This window comes from Enterobacter sp. BWH64, assembly GCF_001037645.1.
GTDB classification, from domain to species: domain Bacteria; phylum Pseudomonadota; class Gammaproteobacteria; order Enterobacterales; family Enterobacteriaceae; genus Enterobacter; species Enterobacter hormaechei_C.
In genome coordinates this window covers 1,364,093-1,387,176 of sequence record NZ_KQ089922.1, presented here as the reverse complement: position 1 = coordinate 1,387,176, position 23,084 = coordinate 1,364,093, and the positions used below count along the sequence as shown (strand labels likewise).

Sequence of the window (23,084 nt, the reverse complement as noted above, 5' to 3'; positions counted from 1 at the left end):
TATTATGCGTTCTTCCTAACTAACTCTCTTACAACCGAGAGAAATCATTGAAAAGTGCAAGCCCCATTAACAGCACCAGCAAAATCGAGCCAATGCGATAACTAAAGTCTTGAACTCGCTCGGATACCGGTCCGCCTTTTAGCTTTTCAATCGCTAAAAACAGCAGATGGCCCCCATCTAATACGGGAAGCGGGAACAGGTTGATTATCCCCAGGTTCACGCTAATCAGCGCAAGGAACATGAGATAGTAAATCACCCCGAACTCCGCTGACATCCCAGCCCCCTGAGCAATCGAAATTGGCCCACTGAGGTTGTTCAGTTTCACATCACCGGTTATCAATTTCCCCAACATGTTGACCGTAAGCTTCATCAGCTGCCATGTTTTATCCGTGGCCTCAACGATGGCGCTAAACGGCCCATACTGGCGTATTGTCTTGTACTCATCTGGCAGTGGGATCACTTTCGGCACAACGCCTGCAAACCCTTCCGCCTTACCGCCGCCCGATTTGGTATCCGGGGTGAGAGTCAGTGAGAGCGAACTCCCCTGCCTTTCCACTTCCAGCGCGAGCGGCTTGCCTGGATTATCGCGCACCAGAGTAACAAAGGTCATCCATTGTGTTAATGGCTGACCATCGACTTTAACGATCCTGTCACCCGCTTGTAAACCTGCTTTACTCGCTGCCGATTTGGCCTGTACTTCGGCTAATACCGGCTCGATCTGCGCGCCGCGCGGTCGAATCCCGAGTGCGGCGACAGGGTCCTCTTTGTCTGGCTCAAAGCGCCAGTGGCGTAAATCCAGCACTTTTTCCTGCCGCTGGTCGGAACCAAATGGCGATACGCTGACGGTTGTCTGCTCATCACCAATTTTGGCAACCAGTTGTAACCTCACGGCATCCCAATCAGGGGTTTCGATACCATCAATCGCTTTAAGTTCCATTCCCGGTGTAATTTGCGCCGTTGCCGCAATAGAACCCGTAGTGATTTCGCCCACGACCGGGCGCACGCCAGGCACGCCGATGATAAACACCAGCCAGTAAGCGAAGATAGCGAAGATGAAATTGGCTACCGGGCCGGCAGCGATGATGGCAGCACGTTGTCCAACAGTTTTATTGTTAAACGCGCTATGGCGAAGTTCCGGGGCGACAGGCTCAACGCGTTCGTCGAGCATTTTGACATAGCCGCCCAGGGGAATCAGAGCAATGACAAACTCGGTGCCATGCTTATCGGTGCGCTTCCAGAGCGATTTGCCAAAGCCAATCGAGAATCGCTCCACCCGCACACCACAGCGCCGGGCAACCCAGAAATGGCCAAATTCATGCACGGTAATCAGTACACCCAGTGCAACAATGAACGCCGCCAGATTCCAGAGAATGCTCAGCATAAAACCTTCCGTTATATCGTCCCAAACACCAGTAAAAGCAGGCAAGCAAATACGGGAACAGCCGCGGTAAGGCTGTCAATGCGATCCAGTATTCCGCCATGTCCTGGAATCAGGTGACCACTGTCCTTAATCCCTGCTTCACGCTTAAACATACTCTCGGTTAAATCACCCAGCACCGATGCCAGCGCCGCGAAAATCGAACATACCAGCAGCGTGGAGGGGGCAACCTCAAGATTCGCCCAGACGCCATAGCCCCAGGAGATAATCGCTGCCGTAAACAGGCCGCCGATGAAGCCTTGCCAGGTTTTGCCCGGAGAAACCTTTGGCGCCAGTTTATGTTTGCCGAACAGTTTACCAAACATATAGGCCCCGGAGTCAGCCCCCCAGACGAGAATCATCACATAAAGCAGCCATATCGCGCCGCTGTAGTGGTTTTCGTCATAGTGCCAGGCGCGCAACGCAACCATCCCCCAGAAAAACGGAACAATCGTGAGCAGACCAAAAATAAGGCGCAACACTTTAGAGTTGCGCCAGATCGCCGCAGAGCCCGGATAGAAAAGCACTAAAACAAGCGCAGCAATCCACCAGGCCAGCGATATCCATAAGGATCCGGCAACCAGCGGCTGGTGAACATCATGATGATATTCAGGCAAGGTATACAGCATCAGGGCCAGTAAAAAACCACAGAGTACCGCCAGCCATACCCGCTGAGTGCGCGAGGTAAAGCCGCTAAGCTGCCCCCATTCCCACGCGGCGAGCATACACACCACCAGCGTAACAATAGCGAATCCCACCGGAGGCAGTAAAAACAGCGCTGCGATGACGACGGGTATTAATACAAAAGCGGAAATCAGGCGATACTTCAGCAAAAGCTACCCCCATCAGGCGTTATCGCCACCAGGCTCGGTGCCGCCGAAACGACGCTCTCGATTGGCAAAGGCATGCAGCGCACCTTCAAAGTCTTGTTCATCAAAATCTGGCCAAAGAACATCCGTAAAGTAAAGTTCGGCGTAGGCAATTTGCCACAGCAAAAAGTTACTTATGCGATGTTCCCCCCCTGTCCTTATAACCAAATCCACGGGTGCCAGTTCATTCATGCAGATTTGCTGACTCAGCGCCTCTTCATCAATCTGGTCGGGTCTTAACAGCCCTTCCTGAACCTGCTCAGCCAAATGCCGAACCCCCTGGATAATATCCCAGCGTCCGCCGTAATTCGCCGCGATATTGAGCGTCAGGCCGGTATTATTTTCCGTCAGCGCTTCTGCTTTGCGAATCCGTTCCTGCAAACGTGAGTTAAAGCGACTGGTTTCGCCAATAATACGCAAGCGGACGTTGTGGCGGTGCAGGCTTTTTACTTCACTATCGAGCGCCCACACGAACAGTTCCATCAACGCAGTCACTTCCTGCGCAGGTCGATTCCAGTTCTCACTGCTAAAAGCATAGAGCGTTAACGCATCAATGCCGTTATTGGCGGCAAAAGAGACGGCGCGGCGAACAGATTTCGCCCCAGCTTTATGCCCAAAGGCTCGTATCTTCCCTTGTCTTTTCGCCCAGCGGCCATTGCCATCCATGATGATTGCAACATGGCGACAGCCATGTGCTGGCAAGTTTTCGCTTATTGGTTGATTCGCAGACAACATAACGCGTTTTTAGTCCCTGAAAGGATTTAACGGTACACAGGAATACTGAAGCCTATACATAAAAAAGCCGTGTCAAACCACGGCTTACCTGACCACTTAAAGCCAAATACCTGCGATCAGGTGGCGCAGACTATATCACTGAAGCCCAACGCTAACAAATAGCACGACGACTAGTGCTTGCTTTATCACCAGCTTGCGAGACGTGTCACCTGTTTACGCGCAACAATGCGTGCCTGTTCATCCACGGCCAGCACCTCTTCCACGCTCTGCGGCTCACGCAAATCCATTATCTCCAGCACGGATAAATTCAACGCGGCGATGTCAGTAAAGCGGATCTGCTGATTCAGGAATGCTTCAACGGTCACTTCATTGGCTGCATTAAGCGCCGTTGTCGCCGCCTGCCCCTGATCGAAGGCCGTCATCGCCAGTTTCAGACAGGGATAACGGTCGTAATCAGGCTCGCTAAACGTCAGTGAACTCAGCTTACAAAAATCGAGAGGCTTAACGCCCGATTTTACGCGGTTTGGCCACGCCATCGTATGAGCAATAGGCGTACGCATATCCGGTTCGCCCAGCTGGGCCAGCACGCTGCCGTCCTGATAGCGCACCATCGAGTGAATCACCGACTGCGGGTGGATCAGCACTTCCATCTGTTTCGCCGACGCATTGAACAGCCAGCGAGCTTCAATGTATTCCAGACCTTTGTTCATCATGGTGGCCGAATCGACGGAGATCTTACGCCCCATTGACCAGTTCGGATGACGACACGCCTGATCCGGCGTCATTGCGCTCAATTCAGACAGTGGCGTTTCACGGAACGGGCCACCAGACCCGGTAAGCAGAATCGACACAACGCCATTCTGCTCCAGGTCAGCGTACCCCAGGTTTTGTTGAAAAGGTTGAGGTAAACTCTGAAAAATCGCGTTGTGTTCGCTATCGACCGGCAAAAGACGCGCCCCACGCTGTTTTACCGCTTCCATAAAGAGGCGTCCGCAGGTGACCAGCGACTCTTTGTTCGCAAGCAGGACATCTTTACCCGCATCAATAGCGGCAAGCGTCGGCAGAAGACCCGCCGCCCCGACGATTGCCGCCATGACCTGATCAACTTCATCAAGCGCGGCCATATCGCACGCCGCCTGTTGCCCGCTGAGTACCTCGGTACGGCAGCCCTTCTCCTGCAACAGCGCTTTCACCTGGCGGGCGCTCTCTTCGTCATCCATCACCGCAAAACGGGGGGTAAACTCCAGGCACTGTTCGACCATTCGCTGCACGTTTTTTCCGGCCACAAGCGCGGCCACGGTGTAGCTGTCAGGATTATGACGTACAACGTCGAGAGTGCTGCAACCGATAGAGCCGGTCGAGCCGAGGAGAGTGAGATGCTTCATGAGATGCCCAAAAGTTAGACCAGATAAAAGCAAAACGCCGCCAGCAAGACTCAATGTCCTTCTGAACGGCGTTTATCAGTGTACAGCGAAAATCAGAACTGCATCAGTTCCGCTTCTTTTTCTGCCAGCGCCGCATCAATTTTCTTGATGGCCGCGTCGGTCATTTTCTGAATGTCGTCCTGAGAACGACGATCGTCGTCTTCGCTGATCTCTTTTTCTTTCAGCAGGGCTTTCACTTTATCGTTCGCATCGCGACGCACGTTACGTACGGAAACACGACCCTGCTCAGCTTCACCACGAACTACTTTGATCAGGTCTTTACGACGCTCTTCCGTCAGCGGAGGCAGTGGAACGCGAATATCCGCGCCGGCTGAGCTTGGGTTCAGACCCAGGTCGGATGCCATGATCGCTTTTTCAACGGCCGGGCTCATTGAGCGGTCGAACACGTTGATTTTCAGGGTACGGGTATCTTCTACCGTCACGCTCGCCAGCTGACGCAGAGGCGTTGGCGTACCGTAATATTCTACGATAATGCCATCCAGCAGGCTTGGGGAAGCACGGCCAGTACGGATTTTGCTGATTTGGTTTTTGAACGCTTCTACGCATTTTTCCATGCGTACTTCAGCATCTTTTCTGATGTCGTTAATCACGTTACGGATCCTTGAAAACTTGTCTCAGGCAGACTATCCGCCAGCACAGCGCTACAGGTGTGCTAAGTATAGTCGCGTTTAATTCATGACAACGCCAAAGGCGCGCCCGGGTAAGATACCACGTCGAAATAAAGCGGAATCTTACCTGTATTTATCGCCGACGGAAATTATTCCGTGATCAAAGTGCCTTCTTTTTCGCCCATAACAACGCGACGCAGCGCGCCAGGCTTGTTCATGTTGAAGACACGGATCGGTAGTTTGTGGTCACGAGCCAGCGTAAAGGCGGCAAGATCCATCACTTTCAGCTCTTTTTCCAGCACTTCGCTGTAGGTCAGCTGATCGTACATGGTCGCTGAAGGATCTTTTGCCGGGTCGGCAGTAAACACGCCATCTACTTTGGTCGCTTTCAGCACCACATCGGCTTCGATTTCGATACCGCGCAGACAGGCTGCGGAATCGGTGGTAAAGAACGGGTTACCCGTACCGGCGGAGAGGATCACCACGCGGTTGTTGCGCAGCAGGCTGATGGCCTCTGCCCAGCTGTAGTTATCGCATACGCCATTCAAAGGAATAGCGGACATCAGGCGAGCGTTCACATAGGCGCGATGAAGCGCATCACGCATCGCCAGGCCATTCATCACGGTTGCCAGCATACCCATGTGGTCGCCCACTACGCGGTTCATCCCCGCTTTCGCCAGACCAGCACCACGGAAAAGGTTGCCACCGCCAATGACCACGCCAACCTGAATACCCAGTTCGACCAGTTCTTTGATTTCCTGTGCCATGCGATCAAGGATGCTTGCGTCAATACCGAAGCCTTCCGATCCTTGCAGCGCTTCGCCACTCAGCTTAAGCAGAATGCGTTTGTACACGGGTTTTGCATTGGTAGCCATGTTTCTTTCCTGAGACTGTCAACGATTAAGATGGGGTTAATTCTGGCGACATGATATGTCGCAAATCAGCACAGCGATACTGGAGCCTGTCTGATTTCGTGAGACGGGTGACAAAAAGAAGCCGCCCTCAGGCGGCTCCTTTTCAATCATTAAGACTGCTTGGACATTGCAGCAACTTCTGCTGCGAAGTCAGTCTCAACTTTCTCGATGCCTTCGCCCACTTCGAAGCGGATGAAGCCAGTTACATCAGCGTTGTGCTCTTTCAGCAGCTGAGCAACAGACTTGCTTGGATCCATTACGAAAGGCTGGCCAGTCAGAGAAACTTCGCCGGTGAATTTCTTCATGCGGCCTTCAACCATTTTCTCTGCGATTTCTTTTGGCTTACCAGACTGCATCGCGATGTCCAGCTGAACCTGGTACTCTTTCTCTACCACTTCAGCAGACACGTCTTCTGGCTTAACGAATTCTGGTTTGCTTGCAGCGATGTGCATTGCCAGCTGTTTAACCAGCTCTTCGTCAGCGCCTTTAGCCGCAACCAGAACACCGATACGCGCGCCGTGCTGGTAAGAGCCCAGAACATCGCCTTCCAGGGAAGAAACGCGACGGATGTTGATGTTCTCACCGATTTTAGCAACCAGCGCTACACGCTCTTCTTCGAACTGTGCTTTCAGAACTTCAACGTCAGTGATTTTGCCTGCAACCGCTGCGTCCAGAACTTTGTTAGCAAATGCCTGGAAACCAGCATCTTTAGCAACGAAGTCAGTCTGGCAGTTAACTTCCAGAATGATGCCGTAGTTGCCGTCGATTTTGGTGATGATCACGCCGTCAGCAGCAACGTTGCCTGCTTTCTTAGCTGCTTTGATCGCACCGGATTTACGCATGTTTTCGATTGCCAGCTCGATGTCGCCGTTCGCTTCGGTCAGCGCTTTTTTGCAATCCATCATGCCTGCGCCAGTACGCTCACGCAGCTCTTTTACCAGGGATGCGGTAATTTCAGCCATTCTTAAATCCTCGGGAGATGTGAACTGCCCGGCCGGGAGCCAAACAGTATAAATTGAAAAAAGGGGCCGATAATGGGCCCCTATTCATACACGGTACTAATAAGGGGTAAAACCTTATTATTCAGCTTCTACGAAGCTTTCTTCCGCCTGAGAAGCCAGATCCTGGGAACGGCCTTCACGAACGGTAGCAGCTACAGCGCTCAGGTACAGGCTAACAGCACGGATTGCGTCGTCGTTACCCGGGATAACGAAGTCAACACCGTCCGGATCGGAGTTGGTATCAACGATAGCGAATACCGGGATACCCAGGTTGTTAGCTTCTTTGATTGCGATGTGCTCGTGGTCTGCATCGATTACGAACAGCGCGTCTGGCAGGCCGCCCATATCTTTGATACCGCCCAGGCTGTTTTCCAGCTTGTCCAGTTCACGAGTGCGCATCAGCGCTTCTTTCTTAGTCAGCTTATCGAAAGTACCGTCCTGAGACTGGGTTTCCAGATCTTTCAGGCGCTTGATGGACTGACGAACAGTTTTCCAGTTGGTCAGCATGCCGCCCAACCAGCGATGGTTCACGAAGAACTGGTCGCAGCTGTTAGCAGCATCTTTCACAGCTTCGCTTGCAGCGCGCTTAGTACCAACGAACAGAATCTTACCTTTACGGGAAGAGATCTTGTTCAGCTCAGCCAGGGCTTCGTTGAACATTGGTACAGTCTTCTCAAGGTTGATGATGTGAACTTTGTTACGTGCGCCGAAGATGAAAGGCTTCATTTTCGGGTTCCAGTAACGGGTCTGGTGACCGAAGTGAACACCAGCCTTGAGCATGTCGCGCATGGAAACAGTTGCCATGTTTAAAACCTCTATATTGAAAGTTGGGGTTATGCCTCCACGTATCCCATATTACCGACCCCGAAGGGCACCCCGGAATATGTGCCGATACGTGTGTGTTGTTACACAAAGTGAGATTTGTCGCTCCCGTCCAGCCTGTGTATCTGAGATGGATCGGAAGTCCGGCGCGCTTTATATCACAAAACACGGCCAGAAACCAATAATTGTTGGCGGAGTGTGCTGTTAATGATTCTCAATTTGGCACGGGGTGCGCCTGACTGATACCATTGACAACACTTACACTAGTATTGTCGAAAAAATCGACACCGATGGACAGATTACATGGCTATCTCTATTAAGACACCTGAAGAAATTGAAAAGATGCGCGTCGCCGGTCGTCTGGCCGCGGACGTGCTGGAAATGATCGAGCCGTTTGTGAAACCGGGCGTCAGCACTGGCGAACTGGATCGCATCTGTAACGACTATATCGTCAACGAGCAGCACGCGGTCTCCGCCTGCCTTGGCTATCACGGTTTCCCGAAATCCGTCTGCATCTCTATTAATGAAGTGGTTTGCCACGGCATTCCGGATGACGAGAAGCTGCTGAAAGATGGCGACATCGTCAACATCGACGTGACCGTGATTAAAGACGAGTACCACGGCGACACTTCTAAGATGTTCATCGTTGGCAAGCCAACGATTCTGGGCGAGCGTCTGTGCAAAGTGACGCAAGAGAGCCTCTACCTGGCGCTGAAAATGGTGAAGCCGGGCATCCGCCTGCGCACCATCGGCGCCGCAATTCAGAAATTTGTGGAAGCGGAAGGTTTCTCCGTGGTGCGCGAATATTGCGGTCACGGTATTGGTCGTGTGTTCCATGAAGAACCGCAGGTTCTGCACTACGATGCAGACGACGGCGGCGTAGTGCTGCAAAAGGGCATGACCTTCACTATCGAACCAATGGTCAACGCGGGTGATTACCGCATCCGTACCATGAAAGATGGCTGGACGGTAAAAACCAAAGACAGAAGCTTGTCTGCCCAGTACGAGCATACTATTGTGGTTACAGACAACGGCTGCGAAATTATGACGTTGCGCAAGGATGACACCATCCCGGCGATACTGACGAACATTGAGTGATAAGAAGCCGGCGAATGCCGGCTTTTTTAATGGCGATAGCTTTTTCTTATGGGTGGCGCACGATGAGTAATCTCTTACCCGAACAGTATGCTAATACAGCACTTCCCACCCTCCCCGACCAGCCTGATAACCCGGGCGTCTGGCCACCGCATGAGCTGACCTGCGCGCATATCAAAGCCCACATGGAGGTTTTCCATCGCTGGCTGGGTAACGCATTTGACGTAGGCATTTCGGCCGAACAGCTCATTGAAGCGCGCACCGAATTTATCGACCAGCTCCTGCAACGTCTGTGGATCGACTACGGTTTCGGACAGGTGAGCGACGTCGCGCTGGTTGCGGTCGGCGGCTATGGCCGGGGTGAACTGCATCCACTCTCTGATATCGACCTGCTGATCTTAAGCCGTAAAAAACTGCCGGACGATCGGGCGCAGAAAATCGGTGAACTGTTGACCCTGCTCTGGGACGTAAAGCTGGAAGTGGGCCACAGCGTACGCACGCTGGAAGAGTGTCTGCTGGAAGGGTTATCTGACCTGACCGTCGCCACCAACCTGATTGAAACCCGCCTGCTGATTGGCGACGTTGCGCTGTTCCTCGAACTGCAAAAGCACATCTTTAGCGACGGCTTCTGGCCTTCGGAAAAATTCTTCGCCGCGAAAGTCGAAGAACAAAACCAGCGCCACCAGCGCTATCACGGTACCAGCTATAATCTCGAACCGGATATTAAAAGCAGCCCCGGTGGCCTGCGCGATATCCACACGCTGCAATGGGTCGCCCGTCGCCATTTTGGGGCAACATCGCTGGACGAAATGGTCGGGTTTGGTTTTCTGACCGAAGCCGAACGTAACGAACTCAATGAGTGTCTGCATCTGCTGTGGCGCATCCGTTTTGCCCTGCACCTGGAAGTCACCCGCTACGATAATCGCCTGCTGTTTGACCGACAGCTCAGCGTGGCGCAGCGCCTGAATTACCAGGGCGAGGGCAACGAGCCGGTCGAGCAAATGATGAAGGATTTCTTCCGCGTCACCCGCCGCGTCTCTGAACTGAACCAGATGCTGTTACAGCTGTTCGATGAGGCGATCCTCGCGCTGACGGCAGACGAAAAACCGCGTCCGATTGATGACGAATTTCAGCTGCGCGGCACGCTGATCGATCTGCGCGACGAAACGCTGTTCATCCGCGAACCGGAAGCGATCCTGCGAATGTTCTACACCATGGTGCGCAACAGCACGATCACCGGGATCTACTCCACTACCCTGCGTCATCTGCGCCATGCACGACGTCATCTGAAGCAGCCGCTGTGTTACATCCCGGAGGCGCGCTCGTTGTTCCTGAGCATGCTTCGTCATCCGGGCGCCGTCAGCCGCGGTCTGCTGCCGATGCACCGTCACAGCGTATTGTGGGCCTATATGCCCCAGTGGTCGCATATTGTCGGGCAGATGCAGTTCGACCTGTTTCACGCCTATACGGTAGATGAGCACACAATCCGCGTCATGCTGAAGCTGGAAAGCTTCGCTAAAGAAGAGACGCGATCCCGCCATCCGCTGTGCGTTGATCTGTGGCCACGTCTGGCGCACCCGGAGCTGATCCTGATCGCCGCCCTGTTCCATGATATCGCCAAAGGTCGCGGCGGCGACCACTCCGTACTCGGTGCGCAGGACGTGCTGAAATTTGCCGAGCTGCACGGCCTGAACTCGCGTGAAACGCAGCTTATCGCCTGGCTGGTTCGCCATCATCTGCTGATGTCAGTTACCGCTCAGCGTCGTGATATTCAGGATCCGGAAGTGATCAAGCAGTTCGCCGAGGAAGTGCAAACGGAGAACCGCCTGCGCTACCTGGTCTGCCTGACGGTAGCCGATATCTGCGCCACCAACGAAACCCTGTGGAACAGCTGGAAGCAGAGCCTGCTGCGCGAACTCTACTTCGCCACCGAAAAACAGCTGCGTCGCGGGATGCAGAACACCCCCGACATGCGTGAGCGTGTGCGCCACCATCAGTTGCAGGCGCTGGCTCTGCTGCGCATGGATAACATCAACGAAGAGGCGCTGCATCAGATTTGGGCGCGCTGTCGCGCCAACTACTTTGTGCGCCACAGCCCAAACCAGCTTGCCTGGCACGCCCGGCATCTGCTGAAGCACGACCTGACAAAACCGATGATTCTGCTCAGCCCGCAGGCCACGCGCGGCGGGACGGAAATTTTCATCTGGAGTCCGGACCGGCCTTATTTGTTTGCAGCGGTCTGTGCCGAGCTGGACAGGCGTAACCTGAGCGTGCACGACGCGCAGATTTTTACCACCCGCGACGGCATGGCGATGGACACCTTTATTGTGCTGGAGCCGGACGGCAGCCCGCTGTCGTCGGACAGGCATGAGGGGATACGCTTTGGCCTCGAGCAGGCGATTACGCAGCGCAGCTGGCAACCTCCGCAGCCGCGTCGTCAGGCGGCAAAACTGCGCCACTTTACCGTCGATACCGAGGTCAATTTCCTGCCGACCCATACCGACCGTAAATCGTTCCTTGAGCTGATTGCGCTCGACCAGCCAGGGCTGCTAGCCCGCGTCGGTCAGGTTTTTGCCGATCTGGGAATTTCGCTTCACGGCGCCCGAATTACAACCATTGGCGAACGAGTAGAAGATTTATTTATAATCGCGACGGCCGACCGGCGTGCCCTTAATAATGACCTGCAACTTGAAGTGCAACAACGGTTGACAGCAGCCCTCAATCCAAACGATAAAGGGTGACGTGTTTTTTAGTGAAATGGAAAGAGTAAACAATGCAGCAGTTACAGAACGTTATTGAGTCCGCTTTTGAGCGTCGCGCCGACATCACTCCGGCAAATGTGGATACCGTGACCCGTGAAGCGGTAAACCAGGTTATTTCCCTGCTGGATTCCGGCGCGCTGCGCGTGGCAGAAAAAATCGACGGTCAGTGGGTTACTCATCAATGGCTGAAGAAAGCTGTGCTGCTCTCTTTCCGCATCAACGATAACCAGGTTATCGACGGAGCAGAAAGCCGCTACTTCGATAAAGTGCCAATGAAATTTGCGGATTACGACGAAGCGCGCTTCCAGAAAGAGGGCTTCCGCGTAGTACCACCGGCGGCCGTTCGTCAGGGTGCCTTCATCGCACGCAACACCGTGCTGATGCCATCCTACGTGAACATCGGCGCCTACGTTGACGAAGGCACCATGGTGGACACCTGGGCTACCGTCGGCTCCTGCGCGCAGATCGGTAAAAACGTTCACCTGTCCGGCGGTGTGGGCATCGGTGGCGTTCTTGAGCCACTTCAGGCTAACCCAACCATCATCGAAGACAACTGCTTCATCGGCGCACGTTCCGAAGTGGTTGAAGGCGTGATCGTCGAAGAAGGTTCTGTGATCTCCATGGGCGTTTATATTGGCCAGAGCACCCGTATTTACGATCGCGAAACCGGTGAAATTCACTACGGCCGCGTTCCAGCTGGTTCCGTTGTGGTTTCCGGCAACCTGCCGTCTAAAGATGGCAAATACAGCCTGTATTGCGCGGTCATCGTGAAAAAAGTGGACGCGAAAACGCGCGGTAAAGTGGGCATCAATGAACTGCTGCGCACCATCGATTAATCGGGTATAACAAAAAGCGGGGGCAACCCCGCTTTTTTTATATCCGAAGGTGGCGAAAATAGATTTTTTCGTTAATTATTCATAGGTTATGTTGAGATCAAGGGTACCGCTATGTACGATAATCTGAAAAGTCTGGGCATTACCAATCCTGATGAAATTGATCGTTATAGTCTCCGCCAGGAAGCCAATAACGATATTTTGAAAATCTATTTTCACAAGGACAAAGGAGAGTTCTTCGCCAAAAGCGTGAAGTTTAAATACCCTCGCCAGCGTAAGACCGTTGTCGCTGACGGTATCGGTCAGGGATATAAAGAAGTACAGGAAATCAGCCCTAACCTGCGCTACGTGATCGACGAACTCGATCAAATCTGCCAGCGCGATCGCAGCGAAGTCGATCTGAAACGTAAGATCCTTGACGACCTGCGTCACCTGGAAAGCGTAGTCACCAATAAGATCAGCGAGATTGAAGCGGATCTTGAGAAATTGACGCGTAACAAATGAGCCGTTTTATTGCCCGGTGGCGCTTCGCTTACCGGGCCTACGAACACATGTAGGCCGGGTAAGGCGAAGCCGCCACCCGGCAAACAGCATCATCTCTGTTCATCCAGCTGCAACGCCACATACAGCAGTAGCCGGTCGTCAAAATTCCCTAAATCCAGCCCCGTCAGTTCCGAGATCCGGTTTAGCCTATACTCCAGCGTATTACGGTGAATAAACAGCGCTTTTGACGTTGCCAGCGGCTGCACGTTATGCCGGAACCACGCCTGCAACGTGCGGCGCAGCAGCCCGTTGTTGTCCATCGCTTTCAGACGCACCAGCGGACGCGCCAGCTCGTTGGCCTGCCAGCCACCGCGCAGGCTGTCGAGCAGGACCGGCAGCATCAGATCCTGATAGAAATAACTGCGGCTCTCCGGCATGCGCTGTTTACCCACCATCATGGTGGTGCGCGCCGTTCGCCATGAACGGGCAATACTTCCCGGCCCGGTAAAGTAATTTCCCAGCGCGACGCGAAAACGGAGCTGTCCGTTCTCCTTCATGCGCTCGATGAGCAGCTCAACGCGGCGACGATGATCTTCCGCGTCCCAGCGACCAAACTGATTAAGCGCAGGCTTGAGCACCACCATTTCCGTCAAAGAGACAATCGCCACCAGGTTGTTACGCTCCGGCGTCGCCAGCATGTTTTGCAGCTGCTGTAGCTCCACCATGGCGCTGTCCACACCAAGCTGGCCGCTATCCACCTCAATAACGGCGACTACGCGAGGCTGATTCAGGTCGATACCCAGACGCTGCGCCCATTCGCTCAGAGCAGGCGTGTGCTCCTCCGCCTGAATCAAATTCATCACCAGCTCTTCACGCAGGCGGCTGTCCTGGGCGAGCAGATGCATCAGACGCGACTGCTCCAGCATCATCTCCGCCGTCATGCAGACCAGCTCACCGTATTTACGCAGCGATTCAGGGTCGCCGGTCAGACCGATAACGCCAACAATCTCTCCTTCCAGACGCAGCGGCAGGTTGATCCCCTGACGGACCCCGTGCAGATGTTTCGCCACGGCGTCATCGATGTCGACCACGCGCCCCTGAGAGAGCACCAGCAACGCCCCTTCGTGCAATTCCCCAATACGCTCACGATCGCCGCTGCCGATAATGCGCCCGCGGGCATCCATTACGTTGATATTGGTATCAATGATGCGCATGGTTCGCGCCACGATATCCTGCGCCATTTTGGTATCAAGATGCCAGCCAGCCATATAACCCTCCCGTGAGCAGAGCTCAAGCATAGGGAAGTTCAGCTAAGGCTGCATTGTGCAGATGCCCAAAGGCAGAGAGAGATGTATGGAGTTGTGGGAAAGGTCACAGAAAAGAGAAAGCCCCTGCGAACAGGGGCTTAAGAAGATTACTGCATCAGGAGATAAATAGAGGTATCACCACGCTGAATATTCAGTGCCAGCACAGAAGGCTTGCTGTCGAGAATTTTGCGCAGTTCAGCGATGTTTTTCACCGGCTGCTGGTTAGCGCCCATGATCACATCACCTTTTTTCAGGCCGATACGGGCAGCAGGTGAGTTCGCTTTCACGTTGTTCACCACCACGCCTTTATCTGCCCCTTTGTTGCTCATCACGGCACCTTCAATACCGCTGAAGATGGTGCTGGAATCGACCTGATTCTGACTGCTTTGTTGCAGTTCCAGGCTCACGTTAACCGGCTTACCTTCACGCAGCAGGCCGAGGGTCACTTTACTGCCGATTGGCATAGAACCCACTTCCGCACGCAGGGCGGCAAAGCTGCTGATCGGCTTACCGTTCAGAGAGGTGATCACGTCACCCGCTTTAATGCCGGCTTTCGCCGCCGAAGAGTTCGGCATGACCTGGCTTACGAATGCGCCGCGCTGAGCGTCCACTTTCATCGCTTTCGCCAGCTCGGAGTTCAGTTCGGTACCCATGATCCCCAGCTCACCGCGTTTCACCTGTCCATATTGCACCATCTGCGCAGTCAGGTTTTTCACCATGTTGCTCGGGATAGCAAAGCCGATACCGATGTTGCCACCGTCCGGTGCCAGGATAGCGGTGTTGATACCGATCAGCTCACCGTTCAGGTTAACCAGCGCACCGCCGGAGTTACCACGGTTAATGGCCGCATCCGTCTGAATGAAGTTTTCATAGTTTTCCGCATTCAGGCCGCTACGTCCCAGCGCAGAGACGATACCCGAGGTCACGGTTTCGCCCAGACCAAATGGGTTACCGATGGCGACGGTGTAGTCACCCACGCGCAGCGCGTCAGAGTCGGCAAGCTTAATCGCCGTCAGGTTCTTCGGATCCTGGATTTGAATCAGCGCGATGTCGGAGCGCGGGTCTTTACCAACCACTTTGGCATCGAATTTACGGCCATCGCTCATCTGCACCTTAATGGTGTTAGCATTATCTACCACGTGGTTATTGGTCACCACGTAGCCTTTCGCTGCATCAATAATCACGCCCGAGCCGAGTGCCATGAATTTCTGCTGCTGGCCGCCGCCCATGCCGTCATCCCCTGCGCCGCCGCCCTGACAGAACGGGGAGCTCTGGAATGGCGAACCGTCCTGGCAGAATGGCGAATTATCGCCGAAGAACTGCTGGAAATTACGCGGCATACGCGGCGTATTGACGGTCGTGCTGCCCTCAACGTTAATACTCACCACCGATGGCATCACTTTTTCGAGCATCGGGGCCAGGCTTGGCATCTGCTGCGCAGTCGCTGCCGAGGAAGCTGTCTCGGCCGCCATCGCCAGAGGGGACAGCGCTAAACCTAAACTCAGAGCCAGTGCACTCATTGCTAATGTGGTTTTTTTCATGTTTCTCAATCTCGATTTACCAGATAACGCAAAATTGCTGTGTAACTCAGATTCGTTTTATACCGCTTAGTTCCGGGATTAAGTTTATGGAAAAAGTAAAAATTTATTGGTCGTCTTTACAAAACTCATGGCTTATTCAACGGCCATAAGCTTGCGGTATTCATCCCAGGCATACAAATCTGTCATCCCGCTGATATAGTCCTGGATAAGACGACAGCGATAATAATATTCCATGACTGGCCATTGGGAAGAATGGCGTTCTATTTTACTGACGGCTTCAATGTATGCCAGCCGGTGGCGGGTTGAAAGCTTCTGATAGAGACGAGATTCAATCGGCAGGCGGCGAACACGTTCATTTTCGACCAGCTCACTGAACTCATCGACCGTCAGCTGGAGCAGCGGGCCATAAATCTCCAGCAACCCGCTGATAACCCGGTATCCTTGCAGCTCCAGCTGTTCGACATCCGGGTGGCTGAAAACATGGCGAACAGCCACGTTTTTATATAATTCAAGAAGCTGACTAAAACTGCTCTCATCTTCCAGCAGGGCGTGATTAAATTCCCCGCTAAATATCATCGGCAAATTATCAATGAAACGGGCGGCCGCATACGGCACCAGTTTATTCAGCGTGTTCACCCGCAAATACATAAAGAACTGATCTTCGGTACTGCGGCTCAGCGAATTTGAACGCGATTTATCCCAGGCATTCTCGACGACCTGCGCAAACAGAGAACCTTTTTCATGCTCTCCCCAGGCATCATGAAGATGCTGATACAGCTCCTCGACGCTGAATATTCTTTTTTCCACCGCGTCTTCCAGATCGGCCACGCAATAAGAAATGTCATCAGCCGCTTCCATAATCCATGTCAATGGAAAACGGCCATTAGGGGTCAGAGACAGTTCTTTACGCAACCGCGCGATGTATGCTTCTTCCGATAAGTAATAGCCCGGTTTTTTCATCAGGTAGCTATGCGTGGCGGGCGTTTCTCCGGTCCACCATGCGGGACGCGTGTATTTAAGAATACAGCCCACCTGGGCCCAGGTCAGATTCATCCGCATCAGGGAGTGCACCAGACGGATCCCCTGCGCGTTACCTTCGAAATGACACAGATCCTGGCGCACCTTACGGCGCAGATCGTTCAGGCTATCTTCGCCTTCACGCAGGCATAAATCGCGTACCACACAGCGGTCATCGCTGAGCGGCTGGCTTATGGCGTCAGAGGGAAAAAGCCGCTGTTTAAACCAGTCATTGATGGCGGCCTCGCCGAAATGACCAAAGGGAGGATTGCCGATATCGTGCATCAGGCAGGCCATCTCAACGATGCTTTCGAACGGCCCGGTCAGTTCATCCAGTCCGTAGGTTTCCAGCAGACGTTGCTCTTTAAGGCGACTGAGGATCTCTTTCGCAATGTAGCGCCCCACCTGCTGCACTTCCATGGAGTGCGTTAACCGCGTACGCACCGCGGCGTTACGCTCCAGCGGGAACACCTGGGTTTTTTGCTGTAACCGACGGATAGCGGGCGAGTTGATGATGCGTCCGCGATCGCTTTCGAAAATGCGCAGGATCTCATGTTCGCTCTTATCGCCCTGTGGCGAACGGAAACGTCGGTGCCAGTTAATTTTGGTGCGAAAATCGATTGGTGCCATGTGCTCCCCCGCGTGAGAATGCGTTTCCCCTTAACCGCATGATAGACTATGCATCTTAACAAGGCACATCGCGAGTAAATCTATGAAAATCGGCATTATTGGTGCAATGGAAGAAGAAGTTACGCTGCTGCGTGACAAAATTGAGAACCGTCAGACCCTCTCCCTCGGTGGCTGTGAGATCTACACCGGCCAGTTGAACGGTGTTGACGTGGCTCTGCTGAAATCAGGCATCGGTAAAGTTGCAGCGGCACTGGGCGCGACCCTGCTGCTTGAGCGCTGCAAGCCTGACGTTATCATTAATACGGGTTCTGCGGGCGGTCTGGCGCCGACGCTGAAAGTGGGCGATATCGTGGTTTCCGACGAAGCGCGTTATCACGATGCAGATGTCACCGCATTCGGCTACGAATATGGTCAGCTTCCGGGCTGCCCGGCCGGGTTTAAAGCGGATGATAAGCTGATTGCCGCCGCTGAAAGCTGCATTAACGAGCTGAACCTCAATGCGGTGCGTGGCCTGATCGTCAGCGGCGATGCCTTTATCAACGGCTCTGTCGGTCTGGCGAAAATCCGTCATAACTTCCCGCAGGCTGTGGCCGTGGAGATGGAAGCCACAGCCATCGCGCACGTATGCCATAACTTCAGCGTGCCGTTCGTGGTCGTTCGCGCGATCTCTGACGTGGCGGACCAGCAGTCCCACATCAGCTTCGACGAATTCCTGGCCGTTGCGGCCAAACAGTCCACCGTGATGGTGGAAACCCTGGTGCAGAAACTGGCGCGTGGGTAAGGTGTCATTCAGGGCGCTGGTCGCCCTGCTTCTGCTCGCTCCGGCCTGGCTCATCGCCGCGCCGCGGGTGATCACTCTCTCCCCTGCCAATACGGAACTGGCGTTTGCCGCCGGGATCACGCCCGTTGCGGTGAGCAGCTTTTCCGATTATCCACCGCAGGCCGCCCATATCGAACAGGTTGCCACCTGGCAGGGAATGAACCTGGAACGCATCGTGGCGCTAAAGCCCGATCTGGTCCTCGCCTGGCGCGGCGGTAATGCCGAACGGCAGGTGAACCAGCTCTCTTCGCTGGGAATAACGGTGAAATGGGTGGACGCGGTGAGCATCGAACAGGTGGCGCAAACCCTCCGTGACCTCGCGCCTTTCAGCCCTACCCCCCAACGCGCCGGGCAGGCTGCACAGCAGATGCTCAACGACTATGCCGCGCTAAAAGCCCGATACGGCACGCAACCGAAACAACGCGTTTTTCTGCAATTTGGCAGTCAGCCGCTGTTCACTACCGGGAAAGGCTCGATCCAGAACCAGGTGCTTGAAACCTGTGGAGGTGAAAATATCTTTGCAGAAAGCCGGGTTCCCTGGCCCCAGGTCAGTCGTGAGCAGGTTCTTGCGCGACAACCGCAGGCCATTGTGGTGGTCGGAAATGCGAGCGAGATTCCTAAAATAGAACAATTCTGGCATCGGCAGCTTAAAATTCCGGTCATCGCACTCAACAGCGACTGGTTTGAACGCGCCAGCCCGCGTATTATCCTCGCCGCAAAACAACTCTGCGCCGAACTGGCAGAGAGTCACTCAAACAGATAAATACCCCCTTCGAGGATTTAACGATGCTCGTGTATTGGCTGGATATTCTTGGCACAGCCGTTTTTGCTATCTCCGGCGTTTTGCTTGCCGGAAAACTGCGCATGGACCCTTTTGGCGTACTGGTACTCGGCGTCGTTACGGCAGTGGGAGGCGGAACGATCCGCGATATGGCGCTGGCAAATGGCCCGGTATTTTGGGTAAAAGATCCCACGGATCTGGTGGTGGCGATGGTCACCTGCCTGTTAACCATCGTGCTGGTTCGTCAGCCTCGCAGACTGCCAAAATGGATATTACCGGTGCTGGATGCCGTCGGTCTGGCAGTCTTTGTGGGGATAGGGGTGAATAAAGCCTTTATTGCCGGGACTGGCCCGCTGGTGGCGATCTGTATGGGCGTGTTAACCGGCGTGGGCGGAGGGATTATTCGCGACATACTGGCGCGAGAAGTCCCGATGATCCTGCGAACGGAAATCTACGCGACGGCCTGTATCATCGGGGGGATTGTTCACGCCACGGCGTATTACACCTTTGCTGTCCCGCTGGAGAATGCGGCGATGCTGGGGATGGTGGTCACGCTGGTGATCCGTTTAGCGGCGATACGCTGGCACCTGAAGCTGCCGACGTTTGCGCTGGATGAAAATTCAAGATAGGCGTCGTTTATAAGCCCGGTAGCGCTTCGCTTACCGGGCCTACAATCTGCATTCAGGCTTAAATACTGAACGAAGAACCACACCCGCAGGTGCTGGTCGCATTCGGGTTAGTCACCACAAAGCGCGAACCTTCCAGACCTTCAGTGTAGTCCACTGAACCGCCCACCAGATATTGCAGGCTCATCGGGTCAACCACCAGCGCGACGCCCTGTTTCTCGATAGTCATATCACCATCGTTAACCTGATCGTCAAAGGTAAAACCATACTGGAAGCCACTACAGCCGCCGCCGGTAATATAAACACGCAGTTTCAGATCCGGATTGTCCTCGTCGGCGATCAGGGTTTTCACTTTTTTCGCTGCTGCTTCGGTAAATTCCAGCGGCAACGCTACGTCATCACTCATCTTATGCTCCCATGAATACTGCGACTGCTATTGGGCAAAAATCACCCAATTCTTTTTGTCATTATCTAATACCCTGGTAATTCATTCAAGTATTCTGCTTCAGGGCCTGTTCAGCTTCCTGTTTCGCCAGGGTACGGGCAAGAATGGTGGAGTATAGCGGTTTTCCACCCAGGAATTGGGCTAATAGTGTCGCGCCGAGACAGGTAATGATCATTGGCAAAATGAGCTGGTAATTGTCGGTCATTTCCAGCACCAGTACGATCCCGGTCAGCGGCGCGCGCAGGGAGGCCGCCAGCAGCGCCCCCATTCCCGCAACCGCAAACGTCCCCGCCTCCAGATGGTAGGCCGGGAAACCTGCCGCCGCCGCCATCCCGAACGCCGTACCCAGCAGCGTCCCCAGTGCCAGCATCGGAGCAAAAATGCCGCCCGGGGCGCCAGAGGAGAAGCACAATACCGTGGTGATGACGCGTGAAATAAACATAAACAGCAGCAGGCCTACGCTGAAATTCCCCGCCGCGGCAATGGGAATCAGGCCGAAACCGCCGCCCGCCGCATTCGGTTCGATGAAGCCGAGGATCCCGCACACGCCGCCAAGCAGGCCTCCCACCAGCACCCATTTCGTGGTATTTCCGCCATGGATGCGCTGAAACATATCCTGCGCCCGTAAAATCAGGGTGTTAAAAAGCGGGCCGACGACGCCAAAAATCATCCCAAGAACCAGATACAGCCATAAAGTATTGACCGGCGCATTGGTCAGCTTGCCAACTTCAATCACCGCTCCTTCGCCGTTAAAGACGCGAAAGACAATGCTCGACATAATCACGCCGGTAAACACCGCTTTAATGGAGATCAGGTTGTAGCGGAACTGGGCACGCATCTCTTCAATGATAAACAGGATACCCGCCAGCGGCGCGTTAAACGCCGCAGACAGCCCCGCTGCGGCCCCCGTCGCCAGCAGCGTATGCCGTGCTTCGGCGCTGCGCATACGGAGCAGATCGCCGACCATGCGCCCGACGTTACCGCCCAGCTGTACCGTTGGCCCTTCCCGACCGAGCACCATGCCCGCCCCGAGGGTTCCCATCCCGCCGATAAATTTCACAGGAAGCACCCGCCACCAGCGAACCGGGCGTAGCTCCTCCAGCGCCCCCTCAATTTCAGGGATCCCCGAGCCACCTGCTTCAGGTGCGAATTTACGCACCAGAAAATACCCCACCATGGCAAACAGCGCCGAAAGGCCAAAGGCCCACACCCAGACCAGCCATTCCCGATCGGCAAAGCTGGCGACGGTACCTATGCGCCAGTTGAGCACCGCGTTGACCGCTTTCTCGAATGCGACCCCCACCAGCCCGGCCAGCGTACCGACCACGGCGGCTGCCAGCAGAATGGCTAACGGGGTTTTGTCACGGTTGAGCAGCCGCCGGATACTGACCCGGTGCTTCGCGCGCGTAAACTGTTGTTGTTCAAAAGAAGGTGTGTTCTCGTTCATTACCTGTTCTGTTTCGTCATACAAAAGGCCGCAGGGATTCTACCAGAGACAATCCCCTCGTCCCCTGAAAAATACTTAACAATTGTTAAGCCTTCTGAGGGGCAAAAATTTTATAACCTCTTCCGAATCACTTAGAATAGTTGCCTTAACTTATTTCTACGAACCAGGAACGACGCCATGAGCAAGTCTGAAAACCTCTACAGCGCAGCCCGCGAGCTTATCCCAGGCGGCGTGAATTCACCCGTGCGCGCCTTTACCGGCGTGGGTGGCACCCCGCTGTTTATCGAACGTGCGGATGGGGCATATCTGTATGATGTGGATGGTAAAGCCTATGTCGATTACGTCGGCTCCTGGGGCCCGATGGTACTGGGGCACAACCACCCGGCGATCCGCAACGCGGTGATTGAAGCCGCTCAGCGCGGCCTGAGCTTCGGCGCGCCAACCGAGATGGAAGTCAAAATGGCGGAGCTGGTCACCGAGCTGGTGCCAACGATGGACATGGTGCGTATGGTGAACTCCGGTACCGAAGCGACCATGAGCGCTATCCGTCTGGCGCGCGGTTTTACCGGTCGTGACAAGATCATCAAGTTCGAAGGTTGTTATCACGGCCACGCCGACTGCCTGCTGGTAAAAGCCGGTTCCGGCGCGCTGACGCTCGGTCAACCGAACTCCCCGGGGGTGCCGGCTGATTTCGCGAAACACACGCTGACCTGCACCTATAACGATCTGAACACCGTTCGCGCCGCGTTCGAGCAGTATCCGCAGGAGATCGCCTGCATCATCGTTGAACCGGTGGCGGGCAACATGAACTGTATTCCACCGCAGCCGGATTTCCTGCCGGGCCTGCGCGCACTGTGCGATGAGTTCGGCGCGCTGCTGATCATCGACGAAGTGATGACCGGTTTCCGCGTCGCGCTGGCGGGAGCGCAGTCATACTACGGCGTAGAGCCGGATCTGACCTGCCTCGGTAAAATCATTGGCGGCGGCATGCCTGTCGGCGCGTTTGGCGGCCGTAAGGACGTGATGGACGCGCTGGCGCCAACCGGTCCGGTTTACCAGGCGGGTACGCTCTCCGGTAACCCGATTGCGATGGCGGCGGGCTTTGCCTGTCTGACCGAAGTGGCGCAGCCGGGTATCCACGAAACCCTGACGGACCGGACGACGCAGCTGGCAAACGGCCTGCTGGAAGCCGCAGAAGACGCGGGTATTCCGCTGGTGGTAAACCACGTCGGCGGGATGTTCGGGATTTTCTTCACCGATGCGAAAACCGTGACCTGCTATCAGGACGTGGTGAAATGCGACGTGGAACGCTTCAAACGCTTCTTCCACCTGATGCTGGAAGAAGGCGTGTATCTGGCCCCGTCAGCGTTTGAAGCGGGCTTTATGTCCGTGGCGCACAGCGAAGAAGATATCAATAACACCATCGACGCAGCGCGTAAGGTGTTTGCGAAGCTCTAAGGGCATTGCCGGGTGGCGCTAACGCTTA

The 23,084-nt window shown here is 54.6% G+C and carries 21 protein-coding genes; 8 read left to right on the top strand and 13 right to left on the bottom strand.

The window, feature by feature from the left end; translation table 11 throughout:
- Nucleotides 1–28 precede the first annotated feature (28 nt).
- The 8 genes from rseP to rpsB form a co-directional block, all read right to left on the bottom strand.
- Nucleotides 29–1,381 carry a sigma E protease regulator RseP gene (gene rseP, locus SK50_RS06545; RefSeq protein ID WP_023303108.1) on the bottom strand — a complete coding sequence of 451 codons (1,353 nt, stop codon included), beginning with the start codon at nucleotides 1,379–1,381 and terminating at the stop codon, nucleotides 29–31.
- A gap of 11 nt (nucleotides 1,382–1,392) precedes the next feature.
- On the bottom strand, nucleotides 1,393–2,250 hold the full coding sequence (cdsA, locus tag SK50_RS06540) for a phosphatidate cytidylyltransferase (RefSeq protein ID WP_003856175.1): 858 nt from the start codon (nucleotides 2,248–2,250) through the stop codon (nucleotides 1,393–1,395).
- Between the two features lie 12 nt (nucleotides 2,251–2,262).
- Entirely contained in the window at nucleotides 2,263–3,021 is a 759-nt protein-coding gene (ispU, locus tag SK50_RS06535) for a (2E,6E)-farnesyl-diphosphate-specific ditrans,polycis-undecaprenyl-diphosphate synthase (protein ID WP_003856176.1), read from the bottom strand.
- Between the two features lie 185 nt (nucleotides 3,022–3,206).
- On the bottom strand, nucleotides 3,207–4,406 hold the full coding sequence (gene ispC / locus SK50_RS06530; RefSeq protein ID WP_015572723.1) for a 1-deoxy-D-xylulose-5-phosphate reductoisomerase: 1,200 nt from the start codon (nucleotides 4,404–4,406) through the stop codon (nucleotides 3,207–3,209).
- Between the two features lie 92 nt (nucleotides 4,407–4,498).
- Nucleotides 4,499–5,056: a ribosome recycling factor gene (gene frr, locus SK50_RS06525; protein ID WP_017383739.1), complete on the bottom strand. Its 558-nt coding sequence runs from the start codon at nucleotides 5,054–5,056 to the stop codon at nucleotides 4,499–4,501.
- A 167-nt stretch (nucleotides 5,057–5,223) separates the two neighbouring features.
- Nucleotides 5,224–5,949: a UMP kinase gene (gene pyrH, locus SK50_RS06520; RefSeq protein WP_002889306.1), complete on the bottom strand. Its 726-nt coding sequence runs from the start codon at nucleotides 5,947–5,949 to the stop codon at nucleotides 5,224–5,226.
- Between the two features lie 149 nt (nucleotides 5,950–6,098).
- A complete protein-coding gene (tsf, locus tag SK50_RS06515; protein WP_015572722.1) occupies nucleotides 6,099–6,950 on the bottom strand; it encodes a translation elongation factor Ts in 852 nt (283 codons plus the stop codon).
- Between the two features lie 117 nt (nucleotides 6,951–7,067).
- Entirely contained in the window at nucleotides 7,068–7,793 is a 726-nt protein-coding gene (gene rpsB / locus SK50_RS06510; protein WP_003856207.1) for a 30S ribosomal protein S2, read from the bottom strand.
- Between the two features lie 321 nt (nucleotides 7,794–8,114).
- Here rpsB and map point away from each other — a divergent pair, with 321 nt between their 5' ends.
- The 4 genes from map to SK50_RS06490 all read left to right on the top strand — a co-directional run bounded on the left by map (nucleotide 8,115) and on the right by SK50_RS06490 (nucleotide 13,005).
- On the top strand, nucleotides 8,115–8,909 hold the full coding sequence (map, locus tag SK50_RS06505; protein ID WP_015572721.1) for a type I methionyl aminopeptidase: 795 nt from the start codon (nucleotides 8,115–8,117) through the stop codon (nucleotides 8,907–8,909).
- Between the two features lie 62 nt (nucleotides 8,910–8,971).
- Entirely contained in the window at nucleotides 8,972–11,647 is a 2,676-nt protein-coding gene (gene glnD / locus SK50_RS06500; RefSeq protein WP_045344487.1) for a bifunctional uridylyltransferase/uridylyl-removing protein GlnD, read from the top strand.
- Between the two features lie 32 nt (nucleotides 11,648–11,679).
- Nucleotides 11,680–12,504 carry a 2,3,4,5-tetrahydropyridine-2,6-dicarboxylate N-succinyltransferase gene (dapD, locus tag SK50_RS06495; RefSeq protein ID WP_003856214.1) on the top strand — a complete coding sequence of 275 codons (825 nt, stop codon included), beginning with the start codon at nucleotides 11,680–11,682 and terminating at the stop codon, nucleotides 12,502–12,504.
- A 111-nt stretch (nucleotides 12,505–12,615) separates the two neighbouring features.
- The gene (locus SK50_RS06490) at nucleotides 12,616–13,005 is read left to right on the top strand and encodes a DUF3461 family protein (protein WP_015572719.1); all 390 of its coding nucleotides are present in this window, start codon (nucleotides 12,616–12,618) and stop codon (nucleotides 13,003–13,005) included.
- Nucleotides 13,006–13,094: 89 nt separating this feature from the next.
- Here SK50_RS06490 and SK50_RS06485 read toward each other — a convergent pair whose 3' ends face one another.
- The 3 genes from SK50_RS06485 to dgt form a co-directional block, all read right to left on the bottom strand.
- Nucleotides 13,095–14,252: a CdaR family transcriptional regulator gene (locus tag SK50_RS06485; RefSeq protein ID WP_003856217.1), complete on the bottom strand. Its 1,158-nt coding sequence runs from the start codon at nucleotides 14,250–14,252 to the stop codon at nucleotides 13,095–13,097.
- A gap of 146 nt (nucleotides 14,253–14,398) precedes the next feature.
- Nucleotides 14,399–15,832: a serine endoprotease DegP gene (degP, locus tag SK50_RS06480; protein WP_045344481.1), complete on the bottom strand. Its 1,434-nt coding sequence runs from the start codon at nucleotides 15,830–15,832 to the stop codon at nucleotides 14,399–14,401.
- 132 nt (nucleotides 15,833–15,964) lie between these two features.
- Entirely contained in the window at nucleotides 15,965–17,479 is a 1,515-nt protein-coding gene (dgt, locus tag SK50_RS06475) for a dGTPase (protein WP_045344480.1), read from the bottom strand.
- A gap of 82 nt (nucleotides 17,480–17,561) precedes the next feature.
- On the opposite strand from dgt, the gene mtnN reads away from it, so the two are divergent.
- The 3 genes from mtnN to SK50_RS06460 are packed head-to-tail and all read left to right on the top strand — an operon-like array spanning nucleotide 17,562 to nucleotide 19,709.
- The gene (gene mtnN, locus SK50_RS06470) at nucleotides 17,562–18,260 is read left to right on the top strand and encodes a 5'-methylthioadenosine/S-adenosylhomocysteine nucleosidase (RefSeq protein ID WP_003856223.1); all 699 of its coding nucleotides are present in this window, start codon (nucleotides 17,562–17,564) and stop codon (nucleotides 18,258–18,260) included.
- Complete coding sequence (gene btuF / locus SK50_RS06465; protein WP_017383741.1) at nucleotides 18,253–19,062, top strand: vitamin B12 ABC transporter substrate-binding protein BtuF; 810 nt, start codon at nucleotides 18,253–18,255, stop codon at nucleotides 19,060–19,062. Before mtnN ends, btuF begins: the two co-directional genes overlap by 8 nt.
- A 23-nt stretch (nucleotides 19,063–19,085) precedes the next feature.
- A complete protein-coding gene (locus SK50_RS06460; protein WP_003856227.1) occupies nucleotides 19,086–19,709 on the top strand; it encodes a TRIC cation channel family protein in 624 nt (207 codons plus the stop codon).
- Between the two features lie 58 nt (nucleotides 19,710–19,767).
- Here the strand turns inward: SK50_RS06460 and erpA are convergent, their stop codons facing one another.
- Together erpA and clcA are read right to left on the bottom strand one after the other, a co-directional pair.
- The gene (erpA, locus tag SK50_RS06455; protein WP_003856230.1) at nucleotides 19,768–20,112 is read right to left on the bottom strand and encodes an iron-sulfur cluster insertion protein ErpA; all 345 of its coding nucleotides are present in this window, start codon (nucleotides 20,110–20,112) and stop codon (nucleotides 19,768–19,770) included.
- Nucleotides 20,113–20,197: 85 nt separating this feature from the next.
- On the bottom strand, nucleotides 20,198–21,598 hold the full coding sequence (gene clcA, locus SK50_RS06450) for a H(+)/Cl(-) exchange transporter ClcA (protein WP_045142230.1): 1,401 nt from the start codon (nucleotides 21,596–21,598) through the stop codon (nucleotides 20,198–20,200).
- Between the two features lie 177 nt (nucleotides 21,599–21,775).
- Here clcA and hemL point away from each other — a divergent pair, with 177 nt between their 5' ends.
- Nucleotides 21,776–23,056, top strand: a complete 1,281-nt coding sequence (gene hemL / locus SK50_RS06445; RefSeq protein WP_015572714.1) for a glutamate-1-semialdehyde 2,1-aminomutase — start codon at nucleotides 21,776–21,778, stop codon at nucleotides 23,054–23,056.
- Nucleotides 23,057–23,084 lie beyond the last annotated feature (28 nt).